The organism is Microbacterium sp. RU1D (genome assembly GCF_900156435.1).
Taxonomy (GTDB): Bacteria; Actinomycetota; Actinomycetes; order Actinomycetales; family Microbacteriaceae; genus Microbacterium.
On record NZ_FTPQ01000001.1, the window covers coordinates 1,362,093 to 1,387,311 of the forward strand.

Below are 25,219 nucleotides of genomic sequence, written 5' to 3' on the forward strand. Positions count from 1 at the left end.
CCCCCTTCACGAGAGGACCCTCTGCACCACGATGACCGACATCGATTGGGACGAACTCCGTTCCGCCGCGACGGATGCCATGCACCGCGCCTACGCGCCCTACTCCCGCTTCAAGGTGGGCGCCGCGGCGCTGGTCGCCGACGGGCGCATCGTCTCGGGCTGCAACGTCGAGAACGCCTCCTACGGGGTGACGCTGTGCGCCGAGTGCGGGCTGGTGTCCGAGCTGCACATGTCGGGTGGGGGCCAGCTCGTCGCCTTCGTCTGCGTAGACGGCGAGGGGCGCACCCTCATGCCGTGCGGCCGCTGCCGGCAGCTGCTGTTCGAGCACGCCATCCCCGGGATGCTGCTCGAGACCGTCAGCGGCATCCGCACCATCGACGAGGTGCTTCCCGACGCCTTCGGTCCGCGCGACCTCGAGGAGGCGGCGCGGTGAGCGCGGAGCAGTACGACGCGGTCGACATCATCCGCGCGCAGCGCGACGGGCGCGCGATCACCGAGGGCGAGATCCGCTGGCTCGTCGACGCCTACACGCGCGGGTACGTCATGGACGCGCAGATGTCGGCGTTCACCATGGCCGTGCTGCTGAACGGCCTCGGGCGCGACCAGATCCGCGTGCTCACCGATGCGATGATCGCGTCGGGCGAGCGCATGGACTTCTCCTCCCTCGGCAAGGTCACCGTCGACAAGCACTCGACGGGCGGAGTGGGCGACAAGATCACGCTGCCTCTCGCGCCCCTCGTGGCCGCCTTCGGTGTCGCCGTTCCGCAGCTCTCCGGCCGCGGGCTCGGCCACACCGGGGGCACGCTCGACAAGCTCGAGTCGATCCCCGGCTGGAGGGCGGCGCTGTCGAACGACGAGATCATGGCGCAGTTGCGCGACGTGGGCGCCGTCATCTGCGCCGCGGGCACCGGACTCGCCCCCGCCGACAAGAAGCTCTATGCACTGCGCGACGTCACCGGCACGGTCGAGGCGATTCCGCTGATCGCGTCGAGCATCATGTCGAAGAAGATCGCGGAGGGCACCGACTCCCTCGTGCTCGACGTCAAGTTCGGCTCCGGCGCCTTCATGCAGGACATCGACCGCGCGCGCGAGCTCGCCGAGACGATGGTCGCCCTCGGCACCGACTCGGGGGTGAACACCACGGCTCTGCTGACCGACATGAACACCCCGCTGGGCCTCGCCATCGGCAACGCCAACGAGGTGCGCGAGTCTGTCGAGGTGCTCGCCGGAGGCGGCCCCGCCGACGTGGTCGAGCTGACTGTGGCGCTCGCCCGCGAGATGCTGACGCTGGCTGGCCGGCCCGACGCCGACGTGGAGGCCGCGCTCAGCGACGGTCGCGCGATGGACGTGTGGAAACGCATGATCCGCGCCCAGGACGGCGATCCGGATGCCGCCCTCCCGACCCCGCGCGAGACGCACACGGTCGTCGCCGACCGGTCCGGCGTCGTCACGCGCATCGAGGCCCTGCCGTTCGGAATCGGCGCCTGGCGCCTGGGCGCGGGCCGTGCCCGGGCGGAGGATGCCGTCGTGCACGCCGCCGGCATCGACCTGCATGTCACAGTCGGTCAGGCCATCGCCGCCGGTCAGCCCCTGTTCACCCTGTCCGCCGACGACGAGTCGCGCTTCGAGCGCGCCCTGGACGCCGTCGAGGGCGCGTGGGAGATCGGTGACACCGCCCCGGCGGCGACGTCGATCGTGCGCGAGCGCATCACCGCGTGATGACATCCAGCAAGAGGAGCACCCCCATGGTCACAGCCGCCGAGGACTTCCGCGTCGATGGCGTGAAGGTGAAGAACCTCCCGAAGGTGTCGCTGCACGATCACCTCGACGGGGGACTGCGCCCGCAGACCGTGCTCGAGCTCGCCGACGGGATCGGTCTGGACCTCCCGGTCGACGACGCGAAGAGCCTCGGGGCCTGGTTCTCCGATCACATCGACGGTGGCTCGCTCGAGGACTACCTCGAGAAGTTCGACGCCACGGTGGGCGTCATGCAGACGCGCGAGGGTCTCGTGCGCGTCGCGAAGGAATTCGTCGAGGACCTCGCCGCTGACGGCGTGGTCTACGGCGAAGTGCGGTGGGCGCCCGAGCAGCACCTGACCCGCGGTCTGAGCCTCGATGACGTGGTGGACGCCGTGCAGGAGGGCATCGAAGAGGGCGAGGATGCCGCGGACGCCCGCGGGCACGACATCCGCGTCGGACAACTGCTGACGGCTCTGCGGCACAACGACAACGCGCGTGACATCGCCGAACTCGCGGTCTCGTGGCGCGGGCGCGGGGTCGTGGGATTCGATCTCGCCGGCCCCGAGGACGGATTCCTCCCGGCGAGGCACCGCGACGCGTTCCAGTACCTCGCCGAGCAGTTCTTCCCCACGACGGTGCACGCGGGGGAAGGGGCCGGCCTGGCATCCATCCGCTCCGCGCTGATCGACGGACGCGCCCTGCGTCTCGGACACGGCGTGCGCATCGCCAACGACCTCGACGTCGTCTCGCGCGAGGGCGAGGAGGTGCAGGTCACCTTCGGTGACCTGGCGCGTTGGGTGCGCGACCGCGAGATCACGCTCGAGCTGTCTCCGACCTCGAACCTGCAGTCGGGCGCGGTCACCGCGTGGGGCGACACGATGGACGCCCACCCGTTCGACCTGCTGTATCAGCTCGACTTCTCGGTGACCGTGAACGTCGACAACCGCCTCATGAGCGCGACGACGCTGACCCGCGAGCTGGGTCTGCTGGCCCAGGCGTTCGAGTACGACCTCGACGATCTCGAGGCGTTCCAGCTCAACGCCGCCGCGGGTGCTTTCCTCCCCGTCGAGGAGCGCGAGGAGCTCATCGAGATCATCTCGGAGGGCTTCCAGCGCTGACGCGCGGGCTTCGAGTGGCGCGCACCCGCGGGTGCGCGCCACTTCGTCGTCCTCGGGGTCCTGTCCCCGTGCTGCCGCCCTGCGTGCCGAGCGTCCACGAGACGCCGCTCGACGCACCCGGTTCGCGGCGTGTGTTGGACACTCGAGGTCGTGGAAGGGCGAGGGACGGGGCAGGCCCCTTACGGCCGCGGCAGGAAACCGGCGAGCTCCTCGGCGATCACGCGGTCGACCTCCGCCGGATCGGCGGTGGGGGTGCCGTCGCCCGGCTGCGGGCCGTAGGCGCCGAACGACGCGTGCGAGGCGCCGGGGATCTCGACGAAGGTGGTGCCGGCGGGCAGCTCGCCCTTGGCATCCGCAATCTTCTGCGGCGTCGACAGGCCGTCCTCGGAACCGGACAGGCTCAGGACGGGGAGCCCGGATGCCGAGAGGTCGTTCGCGCAGTACGAGGCGAAGAGCACGAGAGCGTCGGCGTCGGTCGCGAGCTGGCAGGCGCGCACCCCGCCGAGCGAGTGCCCGCCCACCGCCCAGGTCGAGACGTCGGGCGCGAGGTCGGTGAAGGTCGACAGCGGGCGCGGGTCGAAGAAGGCCAGGTTCAGCCACGGCTTCGTGATCACGACCGTGACGCCGTCGTCGACGACCGTGCCGGCGAGGGTGGCGATGTAGCCCTCGGCCTGCACCTTGGCGCCCGGGATGAACACCAGTCCCTGGCCGGTCGCACCGGCGGTGGGGGAGAGAACGATCCCCGCGCCCTCGTCGGTGATCGTCAGCCCGGGGTCCGCCTCGGCCTCGGCGAGGGGGCCCGGCTCGGCGGCCATGACCCCGACCTGGCTGTAGATCAGGATGCCGCCGACCAGCAGCACCACGAGAGCGCCCACGCCGCCGAGGGTCCAGCGCAGCCATCGACGACGGCGACGCGGAGCGGGGGAGGGGACGGTGCTGTCGTTCACGCTCTCGAGCGTATCTCCGGGCCCGTCGTGCCGCGCGGAAACACGACACCGCCGACGCTCCGCCCGGGGGCGACCACGTCGGCGGTGTCGAGGTGCTCAGGCGGAGAGGGCCGCCTGTCGCGCGGCGACGATCTCGACGATCCGACCGAAGAGCGGGTGCCCGGCGTCCAGACCGGTCACCTCGGCGGTGAGGGCCTCGGCGTCGCGCTCGCGCAGCAATTGCTGCAGCTCGACGGCCTGGGCGTCCTCGGCATCCTGGAACTCGAGGGCGGCGGCCATCGCGGCGACGAGCGCGTCGACGCTCAGGCCCCGCTCGATCGCCTCGGCCGCGGGGCCGACGAAGCGCTCGTGCCGCGAGAGCTTGCGCAGCGGCTGACGGCCGACGCGCCACACGGTGTCGGGCAGGGCGTCGTTGCGGAAACGGCGGAGAATCGTGGCGCGGTATTCCCCCTGCACGCCGGCATCCAGTTCGTGCTTCTGCACCAGCAAGGCGCTGGTCTCCTCCAGCGCCGCCTCCACCTTCGCCGCGATCGCCGGGTCGGCGAGGGCGTCGGAGATCCGCTCGACACCCGCCTGGGCGCCGAAGTACGCGGTGGTGGCGTGTCCGGTGTTGACGGTGAACAGCTTGCGCTCGATGTAGGGCTCGAGGTCGTCGACGAAGTGCGCGCCGGGGATGTGGGGCGGGGCGTCGCCGAACGGTCCTCGCTCGATCGCCCATTCGTAGAAGGGCTCGACCGTGACGTCGACGCCGCCCTGGGCCTGCGCGGGCACGATCCGGTCGACCGCGGTGTTCGCGAAGACGGCCCGGGATGCCAGGGCGTCCCACGATTCGCCGGAGAGCTCGATGACGTGCTCGCGCAGCTGGTCGGTCGCGCCGATGGCGTTCTCGCACGCCATGATCTGCAGGGGCGCGAGCGACGGGTCGCGCAGGGCGAGGCCGGCGACGATGTGCGGCGCCACGAACTTCAGGATCGTGGGACCCACGGCGGTGGTCACCACGTCGGCGGTGGCGATCTCGTCGACCAGGGACTCGGCATCCACCGAGCTGTCGATCGCGCGGAAGTTCGTCACCTGCTTGTCGACGCCGCCCTCGCCCACCTCGTGCACGGTGTACGACGAGGCGTCGTTGATGGCGGCGACCAGCGCCGCGGAGACGTCGGAGAAGACGAGGTCGTAGCCGCCCTCGTGCAGCAGGAGGCCGACGAAGCCGCGGCCGATGTTGCCCGCGCCGAAGTGGACGGCCTTCATGCGTTGACGGAACCCGCGAGGGCCTCGTAGAGCTCCTCGGGGGAGGAGGCGGCCTTCAGCCGTGCGACGTCGTCCTCCTCGGAGAACAGGATCGCGATCTGCGACAGGATCTCGAGGTGCTCGTCGCCCTTGCCGGCGATGCCGATGACGAAGGTGACGGGCTCCCCGCCCCAGTCGACGCCGCCGTCGTAGCGGACGACCGACAGCCCGGACTCGAGGATGGCCTGCTTGGTCTCGTTGGTGCCGTGGGGGATGGCGAGTTCGTTGCCCATGTAGGTGGACACCGTCTCTTCGCGCTGCTGCATGGCGGCGAAGTAGTCGGCGGTCACCGATCCCGTGGCCTGCAGCAGGTCGGCGGCCTCTTTCATCGCCTCCTCGCGGGTGGCGCTTCCGGGGTGGATGCGGACGGATTCGATGCGGAGGACGTTCGACATGGTTCTCGCCTTTCTCGTCGTGCTGTCCAGCCTCGCAAAACACGGGCCGGACGGGAAGACGCCAGGGGCCGGGCTGACGCTCCGGCCCCTGGCGTGCTAGGGGTTACTTGGCTTCGTGCTGCGCGCGGACCATCTCCACGACCTCGTCGTACCGCGGCGAGTTCATGAAGTTGTCCACCGAGACGTGCACGGAGTCGGGCGACTGCGCCTTCGCGCGGTCGGTGAGCTGGTTCTGCGTGATCACCAGGTCGGCCGAGCCGTCGAGGTTCGCGATCGCCTGGTTGGTGACCGTGACGCCGTCGATGCCTGCCTTCTTGATCTTGTTGCGCAGGACGCTCGCGCCCATGGCCGAGGAGCCCATGCCGGCGTCGCAGGCGAACACGATGGTGTTCAGCTGCTTCGTGGCGACCCCGCCCTCGAGGCCGCCCAGGGCGGCGTCGACGTCGTGGTCGGCCGACTCGGTCGTGCCCGAACCGGTGGTGCCGGCGGCGCGGGTGCGGAGGGCTCCGAGGGTGGAGGACTCCTTGCCCTTGTTGGCCGCGGTCTGGTCGATGGCGGCGGCGAAGCTGTCGCCCTCGGCCTCCTGGTCGCGCTTGCGCGAGGCGCGGAGGATGACGCCCGAGACGAGGAACGTCACGACGGCCGCGACGATCACCGAGAGGTAGACCACGAGCACGTTCGCCACGCCGCCACCGGCCGCGGCGGCCGTCACGGCGATGATGCTGCCGGGAGCGGCCGGGAAGACCAGACCGCCGCCGAAGATCATGTTGACCGCGACACCCGAGGCGCCACCGGCGATGAGCGCGAGGATCGTCATCGGCTTGGCGAGGGCGTAGGGGAAGTAGATCTCGTGGATGCCACCGAGGAACTGGATGACGATGGCGCCGGGCGCCGACGCCTTCGCCGCACCGACACCGAAGAAGGTGAAGGCGAGGAGCAGGCCCAGGCCGGGGCCGGGGTTGGCCTCGATGAGGAACAGGATCGACTTGCCGGTGTCGGCCGCCTGCTCGATGCCGAGCGGGGTGAAGACGCCGTGGTTGATGGCGTTGTTGAGGAACAGCACCTTGGCCGGCTCGACGATGATCGACAGCACGGGGAGCAGGTTGAACTGCACGAGGAACGCGACGATGCTGCCGAGGACCGCGCTGATGCCGAGGAAGACGGGACCGAAGGCGAAGAAGCCGACGATCGCGAGGATCATGCCGAGGATGCCTGCGGAGAAGTTGTTCACGAGCATCTCGAAGCCGGGGCGGATCTTGCCGTCCCACAGCTTGTCCATCTGCTTGGTGATCCAGGCCGCGAGCGGGCCCATGATCATCGCACCGAGGAACATCGGGATGTTGGTACCCACGATCACGCCCATGACGGCGATGGTCGCGACCACGCCACCGCGCGCGCCGTAGACGATGCGTCCACCGGTGTTGGCGATGAGCAGGGGCAGCAGGTACGTGATCATGACGCTGACCAGACCGACGTAGCCCTGGTAGGTGCCGCCGTCGGCGTTCTCGGTCAGCGCCGTCGCCGCTCCGGGCCATCCGATGGCGGCGGCGTCACCGCCACCGCCGATGATCTCGGCGACCGGGGCCCAGTGCCAGCCGAAGGGGCTGTCGGCACCGAAGAACCCGGCGGGGATGAAGAGCATGGTGATGAATCCCCATGCGATGAATGCCGCGATGTTCGGCATGATCATGCCGGAGAGGAACGTGCCGAACCGCTGTACGGCGATCCGTGCTCCTCCCGGCTTCTTGGCGGGTGACGTCGTCGTCATTGCTGTGTCTCCTTGACTGGCGATGCGGCCGGGGCCGCGGTGGGCGGTGAGCGGCTGACGCCGCCGTACGGGAGGGGCGGCGAGAGCCGACCCCCAAGGGGTTACGGGGTGGGAACGAGAGACGAGGCGGCCTGGGCAGCCTCGCGGGCGGAGGCCGCGTCATCCGCGGCCAGGGCGGCCTCGGCGATGCGCAGGGCGTCGTCGAGAGTGTGGGAAAGAAGCGTGGCACGCACGTCGGCGAGGGCCGTCGGGGCCATCGACAGCGTGGTGGCGCCGAGACCGACGAGCACCACGGCCAGCAGCGGGTCGGCCGCCGCTTCGCCGCAGATGCCGACGGGCTTGCCGTGGGCACGACCCGCCGCCCCGACCTCGCGGATGAGGCGGAGCACGGCCGGATGCCACGGGTCCTGGAACGACGCGACCGAACCGAGCAGGCGGTCGGCGGCGAGCGTGTACTGCGTCAGGTCGTTGGTGCCGATCGAGGCGAAGTCCGCGATCTGCAGGATGCGGTCGGCGAGAAGCGCGGAGGAGGGCACCTCGACCATCACGCCGGTCGTCTTCAGGCCGTAGTCCTTGGCCAGGGCCGTGAAGTAGCGGGTCTCCTCGACCGTGGAGACCATGGGCGCCATGACCCACAGGTCGGCGGGGCCCGTTTCGGAGGCGCGGGTCGCGGCATCCGCCTCGGCGAGGGCGGTGAGCTGCTCGCGGAGGATGTCCTCGCTGGCGCGGAGGGCGCGCAGCCCCCGCAAGCCCAGCGCGGGGTTCTCCTCGTGCGCGTCGTTGAGGAAGGGCAGCGGCTTGTCGGCGCCGGCGTCGAGCACGCGCACGACGACCTTCTTGCCGGGGAACGCGCTCAGCAGCTCGATGTAGGCGGCGCGCTGCTCCTCGACGGTGGGGGCCGAGCTGGAGCTGAGGAACAAGAACTCGGTGCGGAAGAGTCCGACGCCCTCGGCACCGAGCTCCACGGCCTCGGCGGCGCCGCCCGGCTTGCCGAGGTTGGCGAGCAGCGGCACCTTCGTGCCGTCGGCGAGGGCGCCGTCGGTGATGGGGGCGGATGCCGCGGCGGCGCGGGCGTCGGCGCGGTTCTTGGCCCGCTCGAGGTCGTCGTCGCTGGGGTCGACCGTGACGACGCCCGCGGCGGCATCCACGATCACCGTCTGGCCGTCGACCAGGTCTTTCGCGCCGCTCGCGCCGACCACGGCGACGATCGACTTCTCGCGGGCGAGGATCGCGGTGTGCGAGGTGGGGCCGCCCTCGGTGGTGACCAGCGCGAGCACCTTGTCGAGGTCGAGCAGGGCGGTGTCGGCCGGGGCGAGATCCTTCGCCACGAGCACGAACGGGTGACCGGGATCGGGGATGCCGGGGGCCGCGACGCCGCGCAGGCGGGCGATGACACGCTGGGCGACGTCGTCGAGGTCGGCCGCGCGCTCGCCGAGGTAGCCGCCGAGGGCGACCAGCTGCTCGCGGAACGAGGCGAAGGCGTCGTGCACGGCGAACTCACCGGTCTTGCCGGCCGCGAGGCGGCTGTCGACCTCGGCTTCGAGGGTCGGGTCCTCGGCGATCATCGCCTGCGCCTCGAGCACGTCGCGGGCGGCGCCGCCCGCCTGGGCCCCGCGGGCCTCGAGCTCTCGGGCGACGGCGCCGACGGCCTCGCGCACGCGCGCCGTCTCCTCGTCGACCGAGAGCTCGCTCTGGGCATCCTTCGGGGCGGGCAGGGGCTCGGCCATGCGCGCGATGGGTCCCTGGGCGACGCCCAGTCCGATTCCGACTCCACGGAGTTCCGTCATGGTGCTTGTCTTCCTTACTCGGCGTCGTGGTCGGTGGTCAGCAGCTCGGCGAGGCGCTCGAGCGTGGCGTCGGCGTTGTCGCCGTCGGCGGTGAGGGTGACGTAGTCTCCCTGCTCCAGTCCCAGCGCGATGATCCCGAGGATGCTCGCGGCGTTGATGGGGGAGCCCGCGTCCTTGGCGAGGGTCACCGGGATGCCGGATTCCTTGGCCGCCTGCGCGAAGAGCTTCGCGGGGCGCGCGTGCAGGCCGTGCGATGAACCGATGCGGACGGTGCGGGTCAGATGGGGCATGGTCTCTCCGTCGAGCTCAGGTCGTGTCGGCCGTCTGGCGCGGACGCAGGGCGTCCTCGACCAGGGCGAGGGTTCGGGCGCCGCTGAGGTCGGCGAAGACGTCGTCGGGCAGGAGAACGACGGTCGCGCCGCGGGGAGCGGCATCCCGTCGGATGTGCTCCAGGTCGGCGGCCAGATGCGGACCGACGAGGACGACGTCGGCGGTGTCGAGGTCGACCGGCAGGGACCGGGCGGTCCCGGCCGACGTGGAGTAATCGAGGCCGCGTTCCTGCGCAGCACGACGAACGCGCTGCGCGACGAACGTGCTCGACGCACCCGCTCCACACACCACGAGGATCCTCATCGACCGGCCTTTCTTCCTCTCGATTGTCCGCACCTCGCTCACAGGAGACAACCAGGTTCGTTTCCCACCCCCCGGAACGTGGATGCCGCGCCCCCGCCCCGTCGCGAGCGCACCCTGCTCGCTCGTGCGGGTGCTCCCGCGCCTGCCCCGTGCATGCGCGCGCTTGCGCACCCGGATCGCGTGCGCCCGCGCCCGTCGCGGGAGGGCGTGAAAGGATGGACGGATCACCGCCCACGGGGGCGGCGCGGAGGACGGATCGTGACGACGAAGGCTCGCCAAGACCGGCTGCTGGCCCTGTTGCTGCGGGACGGGGAATGGTCGACCGCCGCATCGCTGGCAGACGCCCTGGGGGTCACGCCGCGCAGCGTCCGTTCCTACGTCACCGCGATCAACGCCCGTGTCTCCTCCGGCACCGCGATCGAGTCGGGGCCCCTCGGGTATCGCGCGGGCGGCGACGCCGCCGCAGCGCTGCGCTCCTTGTCGGGATCGGATGCCGGCACCCCGCGCGACCGCTTGCACACCCTCGTGCGGCGCCTGCTCGACTCCGCCGAGGGCATCGACGTGTTCGAGACCGCTGACGCGCTGCACGTGAGCACCGCCACGCTCGAGGCCGACCTGTCGCGCGTGCGTGGCCTGCTGGGTGGGACCGAGCTGACCCTCGAGCGCTCGGCATCCACCGCTCGTCTGCGCGGAACCGAGGTCGCCCAGCGGCGCCTGCTGTCGAAGCTCGCGCACGACGAGATGGATGCCGGCCTGTTCGACCTCGACGCGCTGCGGCGCACGCTCGGTGAGCGCTCGGTCGGAGCGCGGGCGTTCGGTCCGTTCAAGGCCGAGCTGGTCGCGGAGCTCGGGGCGCTGGGGTACTACGTCAACGAGATCGGAATCGGCGACGTCGTGATGCACATCGCCATCGCCGCCGACCGCACCACCCGCGACCGCGCCCTCGGCTCTCCCGGCGGCGACTCCTCCGACGCCGCGGCGGCGGTCGTCGCCCTGCTCGACCGCCTCACCGTCAAGCACATCGGCGTGCAGCTCGGCTCGGGCGACCTCCGCCATCTCGCCACCCTCGTCCTCACGCGCATCGTCGCCCCGGGGTCGCCGGGCGGCGACGACGTGCGCGCGCGCCTCGACCCCGCGGTGGAGGCGGCCGTGCGGCTGGTCGTCGAGAACGCGGCATCCGAGTTCCTCGTCGACATCGCGCACGACGACTTCATCCTGCGCCTGGCGCTGCACGTGCAGAACCTCCTCGCGCGCTCGCGGGAGCAGGCGTGGTCGCGCAACCCGCTGACGCGCTCGCTGAAGTCGACGTACCCGATGATCTTCGAGGTCGCCGTCTACATCGCGAAGGGCCTGCAGGACGGCCTCGGCATCCCGATCCTCGACGACGAGATCGCCTACATCGCCATGCACGTCGGCGGCCGACTCGAGCGCAGCCGCCGCGCCGACCAGCTGCTCACGGCGACCATCGTGTGCCCGGGATACTACGAGCTGCACGAGCTGTTGCGCTCGAGCGTCGACCGCTCCCTCGGGCAGGCGATCGAGGTCGTCGGCGTCGAGACGCGCATCGATCCGGCGTGGGATGCGATCGAGACCGACCTCGTGCTCACCACCATCGACCCGCCGCGGCCCGGCGACCGGTTCGTGCGCATCCAGCCGTTCCTCACCGGCGCCGACGTCGAGCGGGTGCAGGCCGCCGCGGGACGCATCCGCCGCGGACGGCGCCTGGCGCGACTGCGCGACGAGCTCGAGCGCTACTTCGCGCCGGGCGCGTTCGTGCGGGGCCTGGATGCCGCCGACGGCGAGGCCGGCGTCATCCGGCGCCTGGGCGGTCTGCTCGTGGAGCAGGGGGTCATCGACGAGGCCTACGTGGCCCGCGCGGTGGAGCGCGAGGCGATCTCGTCGACCGCGTTCACCGACGCGCTGGCGGTGCCGCACGCGATGGGGATGACCGCGACGCAGACCCGCATCGCCATCGGCATCGCCGACCCCTCGATCGCCTGGGGCGAGGGACGCGTGCAGGTGGTCGCGCTCGTGGCGTTCAGCGAGACCGACCGCGAGGCCTTCCAGACGGTGTTCGAGCAGTTCGTCGAGGTCTTCAGCGAGCGCGACAGCGTGCAGCGCATCGTGCGCCGCGCGACGGACTTCCCCGCGTTCCTCGACGAGCTGGTCGCGGTGATCGACGGCTGACGCGGGTCGGGTCGTCCGCCGCCGCCGCCGCCGCGGCCGCGGCCGCGGCCGCCGCTCGCGGTTGGGGGCGGATCCTGCATCTCGGGGCGGGATATTCGCGCCCCGAACGGCGAACTGCGCCCCGAATCCGGCGAGAGCGCGCCGCGCGATGCGTCGGCGCGGGAGGGATGGGCGTTGGACGCATCCGTTTCGGGGCGGGTCCTGCACCTCGGGGCGGGAAAATCATGCCCCGAACGGCGAAATGCGCCCCAAACCCGGCGAGAGGGCGCCGCGCGATGCGTCGGCGCGGGAGAGGGATGGGCGCTGGACGCATCCGTTTCGGGGCGGATCCTGCATCTCGGGGCGGGGAATTTACGCCCCGAACGCCGAAATGCGCCCCAAACCCGGTACGTCGGGCGATCCGGGCTCAACGCGGGCGGATGCCGAAGCTCGCGAGTCGCTGGGCGAGCGCATCAGCCGAGCGCAGGTGCGCCCACTTCCATCGGGCGAAGGGCCGCTGAGTGACCCCTCGGATCCAGTCCTCCCGCTGCTTCTCGCGCAGCAGGACCTCCTCGAGCGTGAGACCCGACCGCATCGCCTCGTCGCGGTACTTCTGTTCGCCGTCGAACTCACCCCATGCCTTCACATCGTCAAGGCCGAAGTCCACGAAGTACTTCTGTCCGGAGGGCCCGGCGACCTGTACCTGGAGGTCGAGACGGGCGAAGCCCAGCTCCACGAGGCGGATGCGACTGATGCTTTCGCCCGGCAGCTGGGCGCGGCCGTCGGCGAACCCGAGCGCACGGGCGGCACGCGCGCGCCCGTGGGCCGAGCGAGCGGCGATCTCGAGCACTTCTTCGCGGAGTCCTTCTGCCGCGGTGAGGTCGTGCACCCCCGGCTTCGGGGCAGTCACCGGGCGGAACGCGGCATCGAGCGTGCAGACCGCGACGTCGAACGGCGCCGTGCGCGCGACATCGGCCATCGTGCGTTCGAGGCTGGTGAAGCGGATGCCGAGGCGCTCCAGCTGCTGTTCCTCCGGAACCTCGCCGCGGTGTCTGATGACGAGCGCCTGCGCGCCTGGCCGTTCCGGGGGCACGGTGATGTGGACCTTCGGTGAGGCCGGACCCCGTACGGGGAGCCCGTGCAGGGCGGCGGCGGTGAGGTGGGAGAAGAGCGGAGGCTCAGCACTCGTCCGGGCCAGAGCCCGCGCCCGTGCGACGATCCACTCCTCCGGGGTCGGTGGCCGCTCGGGGTCGACGCGGAGGTAGACGCCGGGGCGGAGCCGAACGAGGTCGCCGGACACCAGCATCCGCCGCATCGGCCCAGGCCCGATCCCGGCCGACCGCAGCTCCTCGCGGGAGAAGAGCGGAGGACGCGCGGACATGAACTCGAGTGTGCGTGACGTTCGGCCTCCGGCATCCGCTCGACTGTTCGCCCCGTGGAGACGTACGCATCATTCACCGATGGGGAGGAGTCGTCCGCAAAGCGACCATTCCGGGGTTTGGGGCGCATTCCGCACTCCGGGGCGAGAAATTCACGCCCCGAACTGCGGATCGCGCCCCAAACCGGGATCACCCGCCGCCGTCTCAGCGCATCACAGCCGATCCCGCCTCAGCGCAGCGACGCCAGCAACTCCTCGGCGCCGGCGCGCAGCGCGGAGAGGCGCCGCGCGGCTTCCTCGGCCGACGAGCCGCGCACGTCGAGGTACAGCTTCAGCTTCGGCTCGGTGCCGCTCGGGCGCACGATGAGGCGGGAGCCGTCGTCGAGCCACAGTCGGAGCACGTCGCCCGGCGGCAGGCCGTCGACACCGCGCAGCAGGTCGTCGACCTTCGCCACGGCGACCTCCCCGACCGCGGTCGGGGGCTGTGCGCGAAGGGATGCCATGATCCCGGCGATCTCGCTCACATCGCTCACCCGAGTCGAGATCTGGTCGCTCCCGAACGCGCCGAACGTGTCGCGGAACTCCTGCAGCAGGTCGGCGACCGTGCGGCCCTCGGCCCGGGCCGCGGACGCCATGCCGAGCAGCGCCACGGCGGCGGAGATGCCGTCCTTGTCGCGCACGGTTCCGGGGTTCACGAGGTAGCCAAGCGCCTCCTCGAAGCCGAAGACGATCCCGGGCGCGCGCGAGATCCACTTGAACCCGGTGAGCGTCGCGTGGAAATCGAGTCCGTAGTGCTCGGCGACGGCCTGCAGCCCCGGCGACGACACGAGCGAGCAGGCGAGGGATGCCGGGTCCCCGGCGTCCGCGCCGGGGCCGGCCACAGCGTCCCGCGCCGCCGCCGCGTCCCGCGCCGCGCGCCAGCCGAGCAGCAGCCCGATCTCGTTGCCGGTGAGGCGGCGCCATTCGCCCTCGGCGTCGGCGGCGGGGATCGCGACGGCGAGGCGGTCGGCATCCGGGTCGTTGGCGATCACGAGCTCGGCGTCGGCCGCCCGAGCGGTCTCGAAGGCGAGGTCCATCGCCCCCGGTTCCTCGGGGTTGGGGAACGCCACGGTGGGGAAGCGTCCGTCGGGGTGGACCTGCGCCTCGACGAGCACCGGCTCCGGGTATCCGGCGGCCGAGAGCACCCGCGAGACGGTCTCCCACCCGACTCCGTGCATGGCGGTGTACACCCAGCGCAGACCCTCGGCGCCCGCGGGAGCGGGGGCGACGGATGCCGTGGCGGCGACGTAGGCCTCGACGACGGACTCGGGGGCGTTGGCGTAGCCCACCGAGCGGGGCAGCACGGTGACGTCTCCCTCGTCGGCGATGCGCTGAATGTGCGCGGCGATCTCCGCGTCGGCGGGCGAGACGATCTGCGCGCCCTCGTCGGTGCCGCCGAGGTAGACCTTGTACCCGTTGTCGTCGGGCGGGTTGTGGCTGGCGGTGACCATCACACCCGCGTCGGCGCCGAGGTGGCGCACGGCGAAGGCGAGCACGGGGGTGGGCAGCAGCCGGGGGAGCAGGATCGCGTTCAGGCCCGCCCCGGCGAAGATCTCCACGGAGTCGCGCGCGAAGACGTCGGAGTTGCGCCGCCCGTCGTACCCGACGACCACGGTCGGAGTGCCCGACGACCGCTCGCGCAGGTACGCCGCGAAGCCCGCTGCCGCCTGGGCGACGAGTACCCGGTTCATGCGGTTGGGACCGGCGCCGAGCGTGCCGCGCAGACCCGCCGTGCCGAACGCCAGGCGGGTGGAGAAGCGATCCTCCAGGTCCGCCGCGGCCTCGGCATCCCCCGATTCGACGCGGGCAACGAGCTCCTCCAGCTCAGCCCGGGTCACGGCATCCGGATCCTGCGCGATCCAGGCCCGCGCGGCGTCGAGGTGGGCGTTCACAGTGCGCCGATCACGCGCGCCAGCAGCGCGGAGATGACGGGCTCGGCCTCCCGGCCGGCCTCGAGCACCTCTTCATGGCTCAGCGGGGTCTGCTGGATGCCGGCGGCCAGGTTCGTGATGAGCGAGAAGCCGAGGATCTCCATGCCGGCCTGGCGGGCGGCGATCGCCTCGAGCGCCGTGGACATGCCGACGATGTGACCGCCGATGGTCTTGGCCATCTGCACCTCGGCGGGCGTCTCGTAGTGGGGCCCGCGGAACTGCGTGTAGACGCCCTCGTCGAGCGAGGGGTCGATCGAGCGCGCCACCTCGCGCAGGCGCTTCGAGTACAGGTCGGTGAGGTCGATGAAGGTCGCGCCCTCGAGCGGCGAGTCGGCGGTGAGGTTGATGTGGTCGCTGATGAGCACCGGCTGGCCGGGCTTCCACGTCTCGCGGATGCCGCCGGCGCCGTTGGTCAGGATCATCGTGGTCGCACCCGTCGCGGCAGCGGTGCGCACGCTGTGCACGACACGACGCACGCCGTGGCCCTCGTAGTAGTGCGTGCGCGCACCGATCACGAGGACGTTCTTGCCGCCGGGCGTGCGGACGCTGCGGAGGGTGCCGACGTGCCCTTCGAGAGCGGGCTTGCTGAAGCCGGTGACCTCGGTCGCGGGGAACGACGCCGTCTCCTCGCCGATGAGTCCGGCGGCGCGGCCCCAGCCCGACCCGAGGGTCACAGCGATGTCGTGGTGCTCGACCCCGGAGAGTCGGGCGATGTCGGCCGCTGCGGCCGCGGCGACCTCGAACGGGTCGACGGCCGGGTCGTCGAGCGGGTGAGATGTGCTGTTGGACATCCCCCCACTCTAGAAACTGCGGCGCCCGCGGGCCAGATGGCGCCTCCCGACGTCCAGCGTGTCGTGGGGAGCCGGGTGTCGCATCGGCATCCGCCCAGCGCTGACAGAATGGATGCCATGGTGCAGAGCTTCGAGCGCAAGCAGTCCGTCGCGATCGTCGGCGGCGGCCCCGGCGGGTACGAGGCGGCCCTCTCCGCGGCGCAGTTGGGCGCCGACGTCACCCTCGTCGAGCGCGCTGGCGTCGGCGGCTCGGCCGTCATCACCGACGTGGTCCCCTCGAAGACCCTCATCGCCACGGCCGACGCGGCCGTCGCCATCCGCAACGCCAGCGACCTGGGCGTGCAGCTGTTCGCGAAGGACGACCGCGGCAAGCCGCTGACTCCCGAGGTCGCCATCAACCTCGCCGCGGTCAACCAGCGTCTGCTCTCCCTCGCGCGGCAGCAGTCCGACGACATGCGCGCGTCGCTGCTGGAGGCGGGCGTCCGCATCATCTCCGGGCACGGTCGTCTCGACGGCAACGGCGCCGTGGTGGTGTCGACCGAGGCCGGCGGCACCGACTTCGACCGCGTCGAAGCCGAGACCCTCGTCGTCTCGGTGGGCGCGTCGCCCCGCGAGCTGCCCTCGGCCAAGCCCGACGGGCAGCGCATCCTCACCTGGACGCAGCTCTACAACATGAAGTCCGTGCCCGCGCACCTCATCGTGGTCGGCTCGGGCGTCACCGGCGCGGAGTTCGCCTCCGCCTACATGAACCTCGGCGCCAAGGTCACGCTCGTCTCGAGCCGCGATCAGGTGCTGCCCGGGGAAGACCAGGATGCCGCGGCCGTCCTCGAGCGCGTCTTCCAGCGCGGTGGCATGACGCTGTTGGCGAAGGCGCGTGCCGATTCGGTCGTCAACACCGGCGACGGCGTCACGGTGACCCTGTCGGACGGGCGCACGATCGAGGGCAGCCACTGCCTCATGGCCGTGGGCTCGATCCCGAACACCGCGGGACTCGGCCTCGAGCAGGCGGGGGTGCAGATGACGGCATCCGGGCACATCCGCGTGAACCGCGTGGCGCGCACGTCCGTGCCGAACATCTACGCCGCCGGCGACTGCACGAACTTCTATCCCCTCGCGTCGGTGGCTTCGATGCAGGGGCGACAAGCCATCTTCCACGCGCTCGGCGACATCGTCATCCCGCTCGAGACCCGCCGTATCACGGCCAACATCTTCACCGCCCCGGAGATCGCGACGATCGGCTTCAGCGAGCAGGACGTCATCGACGGTCGCATCGCTGGCAAGGTGCGCAAGCTCCCGCTCTCGGCGAACCCCCGCGCCAAGATGCAGGGCATCACCGACGGCTTCGTCAAGCTCATCGCCCGCGAGGGCAGCGGCACGGTCATGGGCGGCGTCATCGTCGGCCCGAAGGCCTCGGAGCTGATCTACCCCATCGCGATCGCCGTCGAGCGCCGTCTCACGGTCGACCAGGTCGCCCGCGTCTTCGCGGTGTACCCGTCGCTGACGTCGAGCATCACCGACGCCGCGCGCGCGATGCACATCGTCGACCGCGACGACCCCGGCGAGGACTGAGCGTTCCGGATGCCGCGATTCCGGATGCCGCCCCCTCGCGGCATCCGTCCGACGGCCCGGCGGCTCCGGGTACGCGCGTGGCGAGGCCCGGACGGCGACGCGGCCCCGCCCACGCGATAAACGCTGTATCTGCTGAGGAATGCGGCGTCGTAGCGTGTCTCGGCACGGATGCCGTTTATCGCCGCTCGGCCGCGGCGGACCCCGCCGCGCCGGACCGCGCCCCGCCCCGCCGGACCGCGTCCCGCCCCGCCGGACCGCGTCCCGCCCCGCCGGACCGCGCCCCGCCGGACCGCTTTCCGCCCCGCCGGACCGCGCCCCGCCGTCGCGATAAACGCTGTTTCTGCTGAGGAACGCGGCGTCGTAGCGTGTCTCGGCACGGATGCCGTTTATCACCGCTTCGCCCCTCCGCCCCTCCGCCGCCCGCCGCTCCGCCGCCCCCGCTACGCCGTAGCCCGTCGTAGCCCGCCGAGCGGGCGCGGCCCGCACGAACGACGGCGCCGCACCCCCGGAGGAGTGCGGCGTCGTGACGAAGCGAGCAGTCAGCTGATCAGCAGCAGCTGGTGCCCGGCCGAGACGGTGGTGCCGGGGTTCGCATCGATGGAGGCGACCGTGCCGTCCTTGTGCGCCTGGATGGGCTGCTCCATCTTCATCGCCTCGAGCACGACCACGAGGTCGCCCTTGACGACCTGCTGGCCCTCCTCGACCGCGACCTTGACGATCGTGGCCTGCATCGGCGACTTCACCGCGTCGCCCGTGGCGCCCGCGGCGGGAGAGGCCGCGTGCGAGCGACGGGACGGGGGAGCGGCGGCCGGACGGCCGGCCTGCGGGGCCGCGGCGGTGATGCGGTCGGGCAGGCTCACTTCGAGCCGCTTGCCGCCGACCTCGACGACGACGGTGTGGCGACCGGTCTCGGCGGCGGGGGCGTCGAGCTCGCCGTCCCACGCGGGGATGTCGTTGACGAACTCCGTCTCGATCCAGCGGGTGAAGACGCCGAAGGCGCCGTCCTGGGCCGTGAAGGCGGGGTCGCGCACGACCTTGCGGTGGAAGGGGAGCACGGTCGGCATCCCGGCCACCTCGAACTCGTCGAGGGCGCGGCGGGCGCGCTCGAGCGCCTCGGCGCGGTCGCGGCCGGTGACGATGATCTTCGCCAGCAGTGAGTCGAACGCCCCCGAGACGCTGTCGCCGGCGGTGACGCCGGAGTCGAGACGGATGCCGGGGCCCCCGAACGTCTTGAACACGTGGATCGGGCCGGGCTGGGGGAGGAAGCCCCGGCCGGGGTCCTCACCGTTGATGCGGAACTCGATCGAGTGGCCGACGGGGGCGGGGTCGTCGTAGCCCAGCTCCTCGCCCTCGGCGACGCGGAACTGCTCGCGCACGAGGTCGATGCCCGTGACCTCCTCCGACACGGGGTGCTCGACCTGGAGGCGCGTGTTGACCTCGAGGAACGAGATGGTGCCGTCGGCGCCGATGAGGAACTCGCAGGTTCCCGCGCCGACGTAGCCGACCTCCTTGAGGATGGCCTTGGATGCCGAGTAGAGGATCGCATTCTGCTCGTCGCTGAGGAAGGGGGCCGGGGCCTCCTCCACCAGCTTCTGGTGGCGGCGCTGCAGCGAGCAGTCGCGCGTGGAGACGACGACGACGTTGCCGGCCGCGTCGGCGAGGCACTGGGTCTCGACGTGGCGCGGCTTGTCGAGGTACTTCTCGACGAAGCACTCGCCGCGGCCGAAGGCGGCGACGGCCTCGCGGGTGGCCGACTCGAACATCTCGGCGACCTCGTCGAGTTCGCGCGCGACTTTCAGGCCGCGTCCACCGCCGCCATAGGCGGCCTTGATGGCGATGGGCAGGCCCACCTGCTCGGCGAAGGCGATGACCTCGTCGGCTCCGGAGACGGGGCCGGGAGTTCCGGGCGCGAGCGGGGCGCCGACCTTCTCGGCGACGTGGCGCGCGGTGACCTTGTCGCCGAGCGCCTCGATCGCGTCGGGCGAGGGGCCGATCCAGATGAGTCCCGCACCGATGACGGCGCGGGCGAAGTCGGCGTTCTCGGCGAGGAAGCCGTATCCGGGATGAACCGCGTCGGCGCCGGAGCGGCGGGCGACCGAGAGGATCTTCTCGATCGACAGGTAGGTGTCGGCGCTGGTGGCGCCGTCGAGCGCGTACGCCTCATCGGCGAGGCGGGTGTGGAGGGCGTCACGGTCCTGATCGGCGTAGACGGCGACGGAGGCCTTGCCCGAGTCGCGGGCGGCGCGGATGACACGGACGGCGATCTCGCCGCGGTTGGCGACAAGGACCTTGGCGATCTTCGGCATTCGTCCAGCCTAGCGAGGGCGACGGCGCGCCTTTTGACACTCCTCGACAAGAAACGCCGAGAAACGTGTGCGGGTGTCTACGAACGGTTCCAGAGCGACGTCCAGGATCCGCCGAGCTCGCGAACGAGGCGGCGAACGGTCGACAGCGACATCCCCACGACCGTGGACGGGTCGCCCTCGACCTTCTCGATGAACGCGCCGCCGAGGCTGTCGACCGTGAAGGCGCCCGCCACCAGCAACGGTTCCCCGCTGGCGACGTAGGCTGCGATCTCGTCGTCGTCGACGTCCGCCGCGAAGGTCACCGACGCCTCGGCCACGGCGAACGCCTCCCGCGCCTCGGAACCGGGGGAGAGGCGGAACACGCTGTGCCCCGAGTGCAGCACGCCCGTGCGACCGCGCATCCCGCGCCAGCGCGCCGTGGCGGCCTCGGCGGTGTACGGCTTGCCGAGGATTTCGTCGCCGAGGGCGAACATCGAGTCGCCCCCGATCACGAATCCGTCGAAGTCGGGCTCTTCCGCGCGCAGACGACGGGCCACGTCCGCCGCCTTGCGGCGCGCGAGCAGGAGCACGTGCTCGGGAGCGGGCAGGCGTCGCCCCTCGGCGGCCTCGACCTCGGCCATCACCGCTTCTTCGTCGACCCGGGGCGCGCGCGCTTCGGGTTCGATCCCCGCCTGGCGCATCAGCATCAGTCGGGCGGGGGAAGTGGATGCCAAGCACACGCGCATGCGTCCACGCTACCGACGCGAGGCGGCCCCGACCGCCCCGACCCCTCGACGGACTCGGAGACCTCAGGTGGCTGAGCCGGTCGAAGTCACTGGGCGCTGCGTGGGTCCCGGACCCCTCGACGGGCTCGGGGTCCTCGGGTCGGGAGGCGGCTGAGCCCGTCGAAGCCACCGGGCCCGGCCGAGAAGCCCCGGGCCCGGCAGTGAAGCCCCCGGTTGCTTCCCGGCCGCGTATGACAGGCTCGGAGGATGCACGACGGCGACCTCATCGAACTCGACATCACCGGCATCGCCCACGGCGGTGTCTTCGTCGGGCGGCACGAGGGGCGCGTCGTCTTCGTCCCCGACACTCTGCCGGGTGAGCGTATCCGCGCCCGGCTCACCGACACCCGCAAGAAGGCGTTCTGGCGGGCCGAGGCGATCGACGTGCTCGACCCCGCGCCCGAGCGGCGGCCGCACGTGTGGAGCGCTGCGTCCATCGAGGTCGATCCGGCCCAGCGCGTCGGCGGCGCGGAGTTCGGCCACATCGCCCTCGCGCACCAGCGCGCGCTGAAGGAGCGGGTGATCCGCGAAGCGGTCGAGCGCGTCGGTCGGCTCGACCTGCCGGTCGACGTCGCGGCCGCCGGAGACGCGTCGCAGACGGAATCACCCGACGGCACGGGATGGCGCACCCGCGTGAGCCTGCACGTCGATGACGCCGGCCGCGTCGGCGCTTTCGCCGCGCGTTCGCACCACGTCGTCGAGACCCCTGATCTGCCCCTGGCCACCGACGCCGTCGCGCGCGCGGCGGCCGAGGTGCGAGCCGGTCGTGCCCGCCCCGGGCGCATCGATCTGGTCCAACCCGCCGACGGTCGCGTCCGCGTCCTGCCCCGCCCCGACGGGGAGCGTTCGGCCGCAGCCCCCGAGGTGATCGAGGAGCGCGTCGGCGACCGCGTGTTCCGCGTCGACGCCGGCGGGTTCTGGCAGGTGCACCGTCTGGCGGCGCGCACCTTGACCGCACTCGTCGCGACGGAGTTGACGGCATCCCTCGGCGGACTCGACCCCGAGGCCGCTCATCTCGACCTGTACGGGGGCGTGGGGCTGTTCGCGGCGACCCTCGGGGAGATGGGCGGCAGTGGCACGCGCGTGGTGAGCGTCGAGAGCGACCCCCGCGCCACCGAGCACGCGGGCGAGAACCTCGCGGAGTGGATCGGGGCCCGCGCCGAGACGGCGCGCGTGGACCGGTTCGTCGCGAAGCTCACGGCGGACGCCTCCGCCCGCGAGCGGGAGCGCCTGGCCCGCGGTGTCGTCCTCCTCGACCCGCCCCGCGCCGGGGCCGGTCGCGTCGTCGTCGAGGGAGTCGCCGCCCTCGAACCGACGGCGGTCGTCTACGTCGCGTGCGACCCGGTCGCCCTGTCGCGCGATCTGGCGAGCTTCGCCGAGCTCGGCTACCGCGCGGACCGCGGCATCCGGGGTGTGGATCTGTTCCCGAACTCGCACCACGTCGAGGCGGTCGCCGTCCTGCGGCGCTGAGCCCGAGCCCGGACCCGGGGCGGTGACGACGGGACGCGCCGTGCCGAGAAGGTCCTCCGGCGCGGGGGGCTGCCGCGCCGATACGATGACACAATGACGCGCGTCGCCCTCATCGATGACCATGAGTCGGTCCGACTCGGGCTGGAGGCCGCCCTCGCGCGCACGGAAGCCACGAAGGTCGTCTTCTCCGGCGCCAACGTCGCGGCCTACCTGTCGTGGCGGCAGACCGCGGCCGAGACGCCGGCGGACGTCGTGGTCCTCGACCTCACCCTCGGCGACGGCACCACGGTGTCCGAGAACGTCGATCGCGTCGTCCGCGACGGTTCGAGCGTCATCATCCACAGCGTCGCCGACCGTGCCGGCGCTGTGCGCGAGGCCCTCGCCGCCGGCGCCGCCGGCATCGTCAGCAAGTCGTCGCCGACGCACGAGGTGCTGGGCGCCATCACCACCGTCGCGCGCGGCGAGCTGCTCGACAACGTCGAATGGGCCAGCGCCGTCGAGGGCGACCGCGACTTCGCCGACGCCCAGTTGTCGGCGCGCGAGCGCGAGGTGCTGCGGCTGTACGCGGCCGGTCTTCCCCTCAAGGCGGTCGCCGAGCGGCTCGGGGTGGCCTACTCCACCGCGAAGGAGAACATCACCCGGGTCAGGGTGAAGTACGTGGAGGTCGGGCGTCCGGCCCCCACCAAGGTCGATCTGCTGCGACGCGCGATGGAAGACGGCATCCTGCAGGATGCGCCAGATGACAGCAGCCGTGGCTGAGACGGAGCGGTCGGTGCTCGGCGAAGCGTGGGGGCGGATCCCGCATACGCGCGAGAGCCAGGCCGACCAGGGCACGTTCACCCAGACGCGCATCGAGCGGGTCATCACCCTCATCGTGGGGCCCGGGTCCCTCGTGCTCGGTGCGCAGGCGTTCGTCGCGGCCTTCGGGCCCGGCGACGAGGCCGAGGGGTGGCACACGCCGCTCGTGCTGGCGGTGTTCCTCCCCCTTCTCGCCATGGTGATCGCGTGCAGCGTGGGGCGTTTCGCGCGGGTGTTCTCCGGCGTCTTCGCCATCGTCTTCGTGCTGGCGCTGATGGTGTGGCCGGTTGCGACGGCCGGTGGACCGGCGCCCGCGCCCACCGAGAACCCGTGGATCTTCTACCTGATCAATGTCGCCACCGTCTCCACGATCGTGGCGTTCCCGTTGGTGCTGCAGATCGTGTGGACTGTCGCCACACCGTTGCTGTTCGGCGTCGTTCGCCTGCTGCAGGCGGGCGGGCAGCCCGACTTCGTGCTGCCGGTCGCCCTCGACGTCACGTTCGCCCTCATCCTCGGCAGCGTGCTGCTCACCCTCGGGTGGATGTACCGCTCCATCGCCGCCAACGTCGACCAGGCCCGCGCGGTCGCGGTCTCCAGCTATGCGTCGGCGGCGGCGACGGCGGCCACCGAGCACGAACGCGTCGCCGTCGCCGCCCTCATGCACGACAGCGTGCTGGGAGCCCTCCTCGCCGCGGAACGCGCGTCCAGTCCGCGCGAACGCACCCTGGCGGTCAGCATGGCCCGCGAGGCGCTGACGCGTCTCGCCAACGCCGAGAAGGACTCCCTCGAGGGCAGCGACGAGCCCGTGCCCGCTCTGCGCCTCGCCGACGACATCGAGGTCGCCGCTCGGGAGCTCGGCATCGATCTCGTCGTGACCCGCACGGTCGAGGAGGGCACGCCGCGCGTCCCGGGCCGCGTGGCGCGAGCGCTCGTCCTCGCCGCGATGCAGGCCGTGGCCAACGCCGTGCAGCACGCCGACGCCCAGGGCCTCACCGTCGAGCTCACCGGGGACAGTGCCCCCGGTGGCGTCGCCGTCCGCGTGCGCGACACGGGCCCGGGGTTCGACGTGGCCGCGATCCCGGCGGATCGTCTGGGCATCCGGGGTTCGATCAACGCGCGCCTGGCGGCCGTGGGTGGGCGCAGCGACATCGACTCGACCTCCGCCGGCACGACGGTGACGCTCGAGTGGGAGAGCGGGGACCGCTGGTGACCGTTCGCTCCGTGCTCTCGATCATCGGGCTGGCGTTCACCGCCTACCTCGCGGCGCGCGGCCTCATCTGGACCTCGCCCGAGACGGTGGAGCGGGGGTGGCTGATCGTGGCGGCCCTGGTCTTTTACCTCCCCGTCACCTGGTTGTGGATCTTCGCCATCGGTGCCCGCGAGCGCACGGATTCCTCCTCTCCCGTGGGCTCGCCCGCCAAGCTGCCGGGATGGGGTGTCGCGCTCGCCCTGCTGGCGGCCGTCATCGTGCCCAACGCGCCGTTCCTCGCGGTCACCGAAGCAGGCCGTTCGCAGCCCTTCGTCACGTGGGTGATCGGGGCGATCGGCGCGCTGATGACCATCGTGATGGTGCGCCGCCGCACGATCGTGGCCTGGGTGGGCATGGCTCTCCTGACCCTGTCCGCCTCGTTCTGGCTGGGCCCCCTGCAGGCCCTCAGCCTGGGTCTGGTGGGTTCGCTCGTGTGGGTCACCGCGGCGCAGCTCGTGACCATCGCGCTCGATCGCGCCGCGCGGGATGCCGAACGGCTCGCGGAGCTGCAGCAGGCGGCCTCCGCGTGGCAGGCGTCCCAGAGCGGGCGTCAGCGCGAGCGCCGACTGCACGTGCAGCGTGCGCTGCAAGCGGCGGGGCCGATCCTCGGGCGCACCATCGAGAACGGCGGCAACCTTCGCGCCGCCGACAAGGAGGCGGCCCGTCGGGCCGAGGCCAGTCTGCGCGACGAACTGCGCGGCAACCGACTCCTCGACGACGGCGTCCGGGCGGAGATCGAGGCGGCTCGTCGTCGCGGTACGGCGGTCAGCCTCTTCGACGAGGGCGGCCTCGAGGGGCTTCGCGCCGCCGACCTGGACGTCATCCGCACCGAGCTGGCATCCGTCCTCCGCGAGGCCGTCTCTCAGCGCGTGATCATCCGCACCTCGCCCCACCACGAGATCGCGGTGACGATCGTGGGTCGCTCTCGCGGCGACGGAGCGGGCGGCGACGACGACGAGGTCGACCTCTGGCGGGAGATCCGCCGACCGCGCTGACCTCGCGCACGTCTGCTCGACTCCGCGCGTGCGCGGGGCGGCCGCGGCCCCACCCCTCACCCGTCGGACTGACCGACGCAGATGGGGG

General features: G+C 71.9%; 21 protein-coding genes. 9 read left to right on the plus strand and 12 right to left on the minus strand.

What is annotated here, in order from left to right:
• The first annotated feature begins 31 nt into the window (after positions 1-31).
• Genes B0B15_RS06210 through B0B15_RS06220 form a run of 3 tightly spaced genes read left to right on the plus strand, consistent with a single transcriptional unit; the run spans position 32 to position 2,858 of the window.
• On the plus strand, positions 32-433 hold the full coding sequence (locus B0B15_RS06210) for a cytidine deaminase (protein WP_058231121.1): 402 nt from the start codon (positions 32-34) through the stop codon (positions 431-433).
• Entirely contained in the window at positions 430-1,719 is a 1,290-nt protein-coding gene (locus tag B0B15_RS06215) for a thymidine phosphorylase (RefSeq protein WP_076674164.1), read from the plus strand. Before B0B15_RS06210 ends, B0B15_RS06215 begins: the two co-directional genes overlap by 4 nt.
• A gap of 26 nt (positions 1,720-1,745) precedes the next feature.
• Positions 1,746-2,858 carry an adenosine deaminase gene (locus B0B15_RS06220; RefSeq protein ID WP_076674165.1) on the plus strand — a complete coding sequence of 371 codons (1,113 nt, stop codon included), beginning with the start codon at positions 1,746-1,748 and terminating at the stop codon, positions 2,856-2,858.
• A 179-nt stretch (positions 2,859-3,037) separates the two neighbouring features.
• Here B0B15_RS06220 and B0B15_RS06225 read toward each other — a convergent pair whose 3' ends face one another.
• From B0B15_RS06225 to B0B15_RS06255, 7 genes are all read right to left on the minus strand, one after another.
• On the minus strand, positions 3,038-3,805 hold the full coding sequence (locus tag B0B15_RS06225; protein ID WP_076674167.1) for an alpha/beta hydrolase: 768 nt from the start codon (positions 3,803-3,805) through the stop codon (positions 3,038-3,040).
• Positions 3,806-3,901: 96 nt separating this feature from the next.
• Positions 3,902-5,053 (minus strand): mannitol-1-phosphate 5-dehydrogenase, encoded by a 1,152-nt coding sequence (locus B0B15_RS06230; RefSeq protein WP_076674169.1) that lies wholly within the window; start codon positions 5,051-5,053, stop codon positions 3,902-3,904.
• The gene (locus B0B15_RS06235; protein WP_076674172.1) at positions 5,050-5,487 is read right to left on the minus strand and encodes a PTS mannitol transporter subunit IIA; all 438 of its coding nucleotides are present in this window, start codon (positions 5,485-5,487) and stop codon (positions 5,050-5,052) included. The genes B0B15_RS06230 and B0B15_RS06235 overlap by 4 nt, the downstream gene beginning before the upstream one ends.
• Before the next feature lie 103 nt (positions 5,488-5,590).
• On the minus strand, positions 5,591-7,255 hold the full coding sequence (locus B0B15_RS06240; protein ID WP_076674175.1) for a PTS mannitol transporter subunit IIBC: 1,665 nt from the start codon (positions 7,253-7,255) through the stop codon (positions 5,591-5,593).
• 101 nt (positions 7,256-7,356) lie between these two features.
• Positions 7,357-9,042 carry a phosphoenolpyruvate--protein phosphotransferase gene (ptsP, locus tag B0B15_RS06245; RefSeq protein ID WP_076674178.1) on the minus strand — a complete coding sequence of 562 codons (1,686 nt, stop codon included), beginning with the start codon at positions 9,040-9,042 and terminating at the stop codon, positions 7,357-7,359.
• Between the two features lie 14 nt (positions 9,043-9,056).
• Positions 9,057-9,332: an HPr family phosphocarrier protein gene (locus B0B15_RS06250; protein ID WP_076674181.1), complete on the minus strand. Its 276-nt coding sequence runs from the start codon at positions 9,330-9,332 to the stop codon at positions 9,057-9,059.
• 16 nt (positions 9,333-9,348) lie between these two features.
• Entirely contained in the window at positions 9,349-9,675 is a 327-nt protein-coding gene (locus tag B0B15_RS06255; protein ID WP_076674184.1) for a PTS sugar transporter subunit IIB, read from the minus strand.
• Positions 9,676-9,933: 258 nt separating this feature from the next.
• On the opposite strand from B0B15_RS06255, the gene B0B15_RS06260 reads away from it, so the two are divergent.
• Positions 9,934-11,862: a BglG family transcription antiterminator gene (locus B0B15_RS06260; protein ID WP_176776578.1), complete on the plus strand. Its 1,929-nt coding sequence runs from the start codon at positions 9,934-9,936 to the stop codon at positions 11,860-11,862.
• 406 nt (positions 11,863-12,268) lie between these two features.
• On the opposite strand, the gene B0B15_RS06265 is transcribed toward B0B15_RS06260, so the two are convergent.
• From B0B15_RS06265 to B0B15_RS06275, 3 genes are all read right to left on the minus strand, one after another.
• On the minus strand, positions 12,269-13,222 hold the full coding sequence (locus tag B0B15_RS06265; protein ID WP_076674187.1) for a type IV toxin-antitoxin system AbiEi family antitoxin domain-containing protein: 954 nt from the start codon (positions 13,220-13,222) through the stop codon (positions 12,269-12,271).
• 227 nt (positions 13,223-13,449) lie between these two features.
• Positions 13,450-15,150, minus strand: a complete 1,701-nt coding sequence (locus B0B15_RS06270; protein ID WP_076674190.1) for a phospho-sugar mutase — start codon at positions 15,148-15,150, stop codon at positions 13,450-13,452.
• A complete protein-coding gene (locus B0B15_RS06275; protein WP_076674193.1) occupies positions 15,147-15,980 on the minus strand; it encodes a purine-nucleoside phosphorylase in 834 nt (277 codons plus the stop codon). The genes B0B15_RS06270 and B0B15_RS06275 overlap by 4 nt, the downstream gene beginning before the upstream one ends.
• Before the next feature lie 108 nt (positions 15,981-16,088).
• Between B0B15_RS06275 and B0B15_RS06280 the strand changes: the two genes are divergently transcribed.
• Complete coding sequence (locus B0B15_RS06280; protein WP_076674196.1) at positions 16,089-17,549, plus strand: NAD(P)H-quinone dehydrogenase; 1,461 nt, start codon at positions 16,089-16,091, stop codon at positions 17,547-17,549.
• Positions 17,550-18,088: 539 nt separating this feature from the next.
• Here B0B15_RS06280 and B0B15_RS06285 read toward each other — a convergent pair.
• Positions 18,089-19,855: an ATP-binding protein gene (locus tag B0B15_RS06285; protein ID WP_076674199.1), complete on the minus strand. Its 1,767-nt coding sequence runs from the start codon at positions 19,853-19,855 to the stop codon at positions 18,089-18,091.
• Positions 19,856-19,932: 77 nt separating this feature from the next.
• Positions 19,933-20,580: a Maf family protein gene (locus tag B0B15_RS06290; RefSeq protein ID WP_076674201.1), complete on the minus strand. Its 648-nt coding sequence runs from the start codon at positions 20,578-20,580 to the stop codon at positions 19,933-19,935.
• 246 nt (positions 20,581-20,826) lie between these two features.
• Between B0B15_RS06290 and B0B15_RS06295 the strand changes: the two genes are divergently transcribed.
• From B0B15_RS06295 to B0B15_RS06310, 4 genes are all read left to right on the plus strand, one after another.
• Positions 20,827-22,089, plus strand: coding sequence for a class I SAM-dependent RNA methyltransferase (locus B0B15_RS06295; protein WP_076674204.1), 1,263 nt, complete (start codon positions 20,827-20,829; stop codon positions 22,087-22,089).
• Positions 22,090-22,182: 93 nt separating this feature from the next.
• Positions 22,183-22,848, plus strand: a complete 666-nt coding sequence (locus B0B15_RS06300) for a response regulator transcription factor (protein WP_076674207.1) — start codon at positions 22,183-22,185, stop codon at positions 22,846-22,848.
• Positions 22,829-24,097, plus strand: coding sequence for a sensor histidine kinase (locus B0B15_RS06305; protein ID WP_143016338.1), 1,269 nt, complete (start codon positions 22,829-22,831; stop codon positions 24,095-24,097). The genes B0B15_RS06300 and B0B15_RS06305 overlap by 20 nt, the downstream gene beginning before the upstream one ends.
• On the plus strand, positions 24,094-25,131 hold the full coding sequence (locus B0B15_RS06310; protein ID WP_083708949.1) for an MFS transporter: 1,038 nt from the start codon (positions 24,094-24,096) through the stop codon (positions 25,129-25,131). The genes B0B15_RS06305 and B0B15_RS06310 overlap by 4 nt, the downstream gene beginning before the upstream one ends.
• The last annotated feature ends 88 nt before the right edge of the window (positions 25,132-25,219 follow it).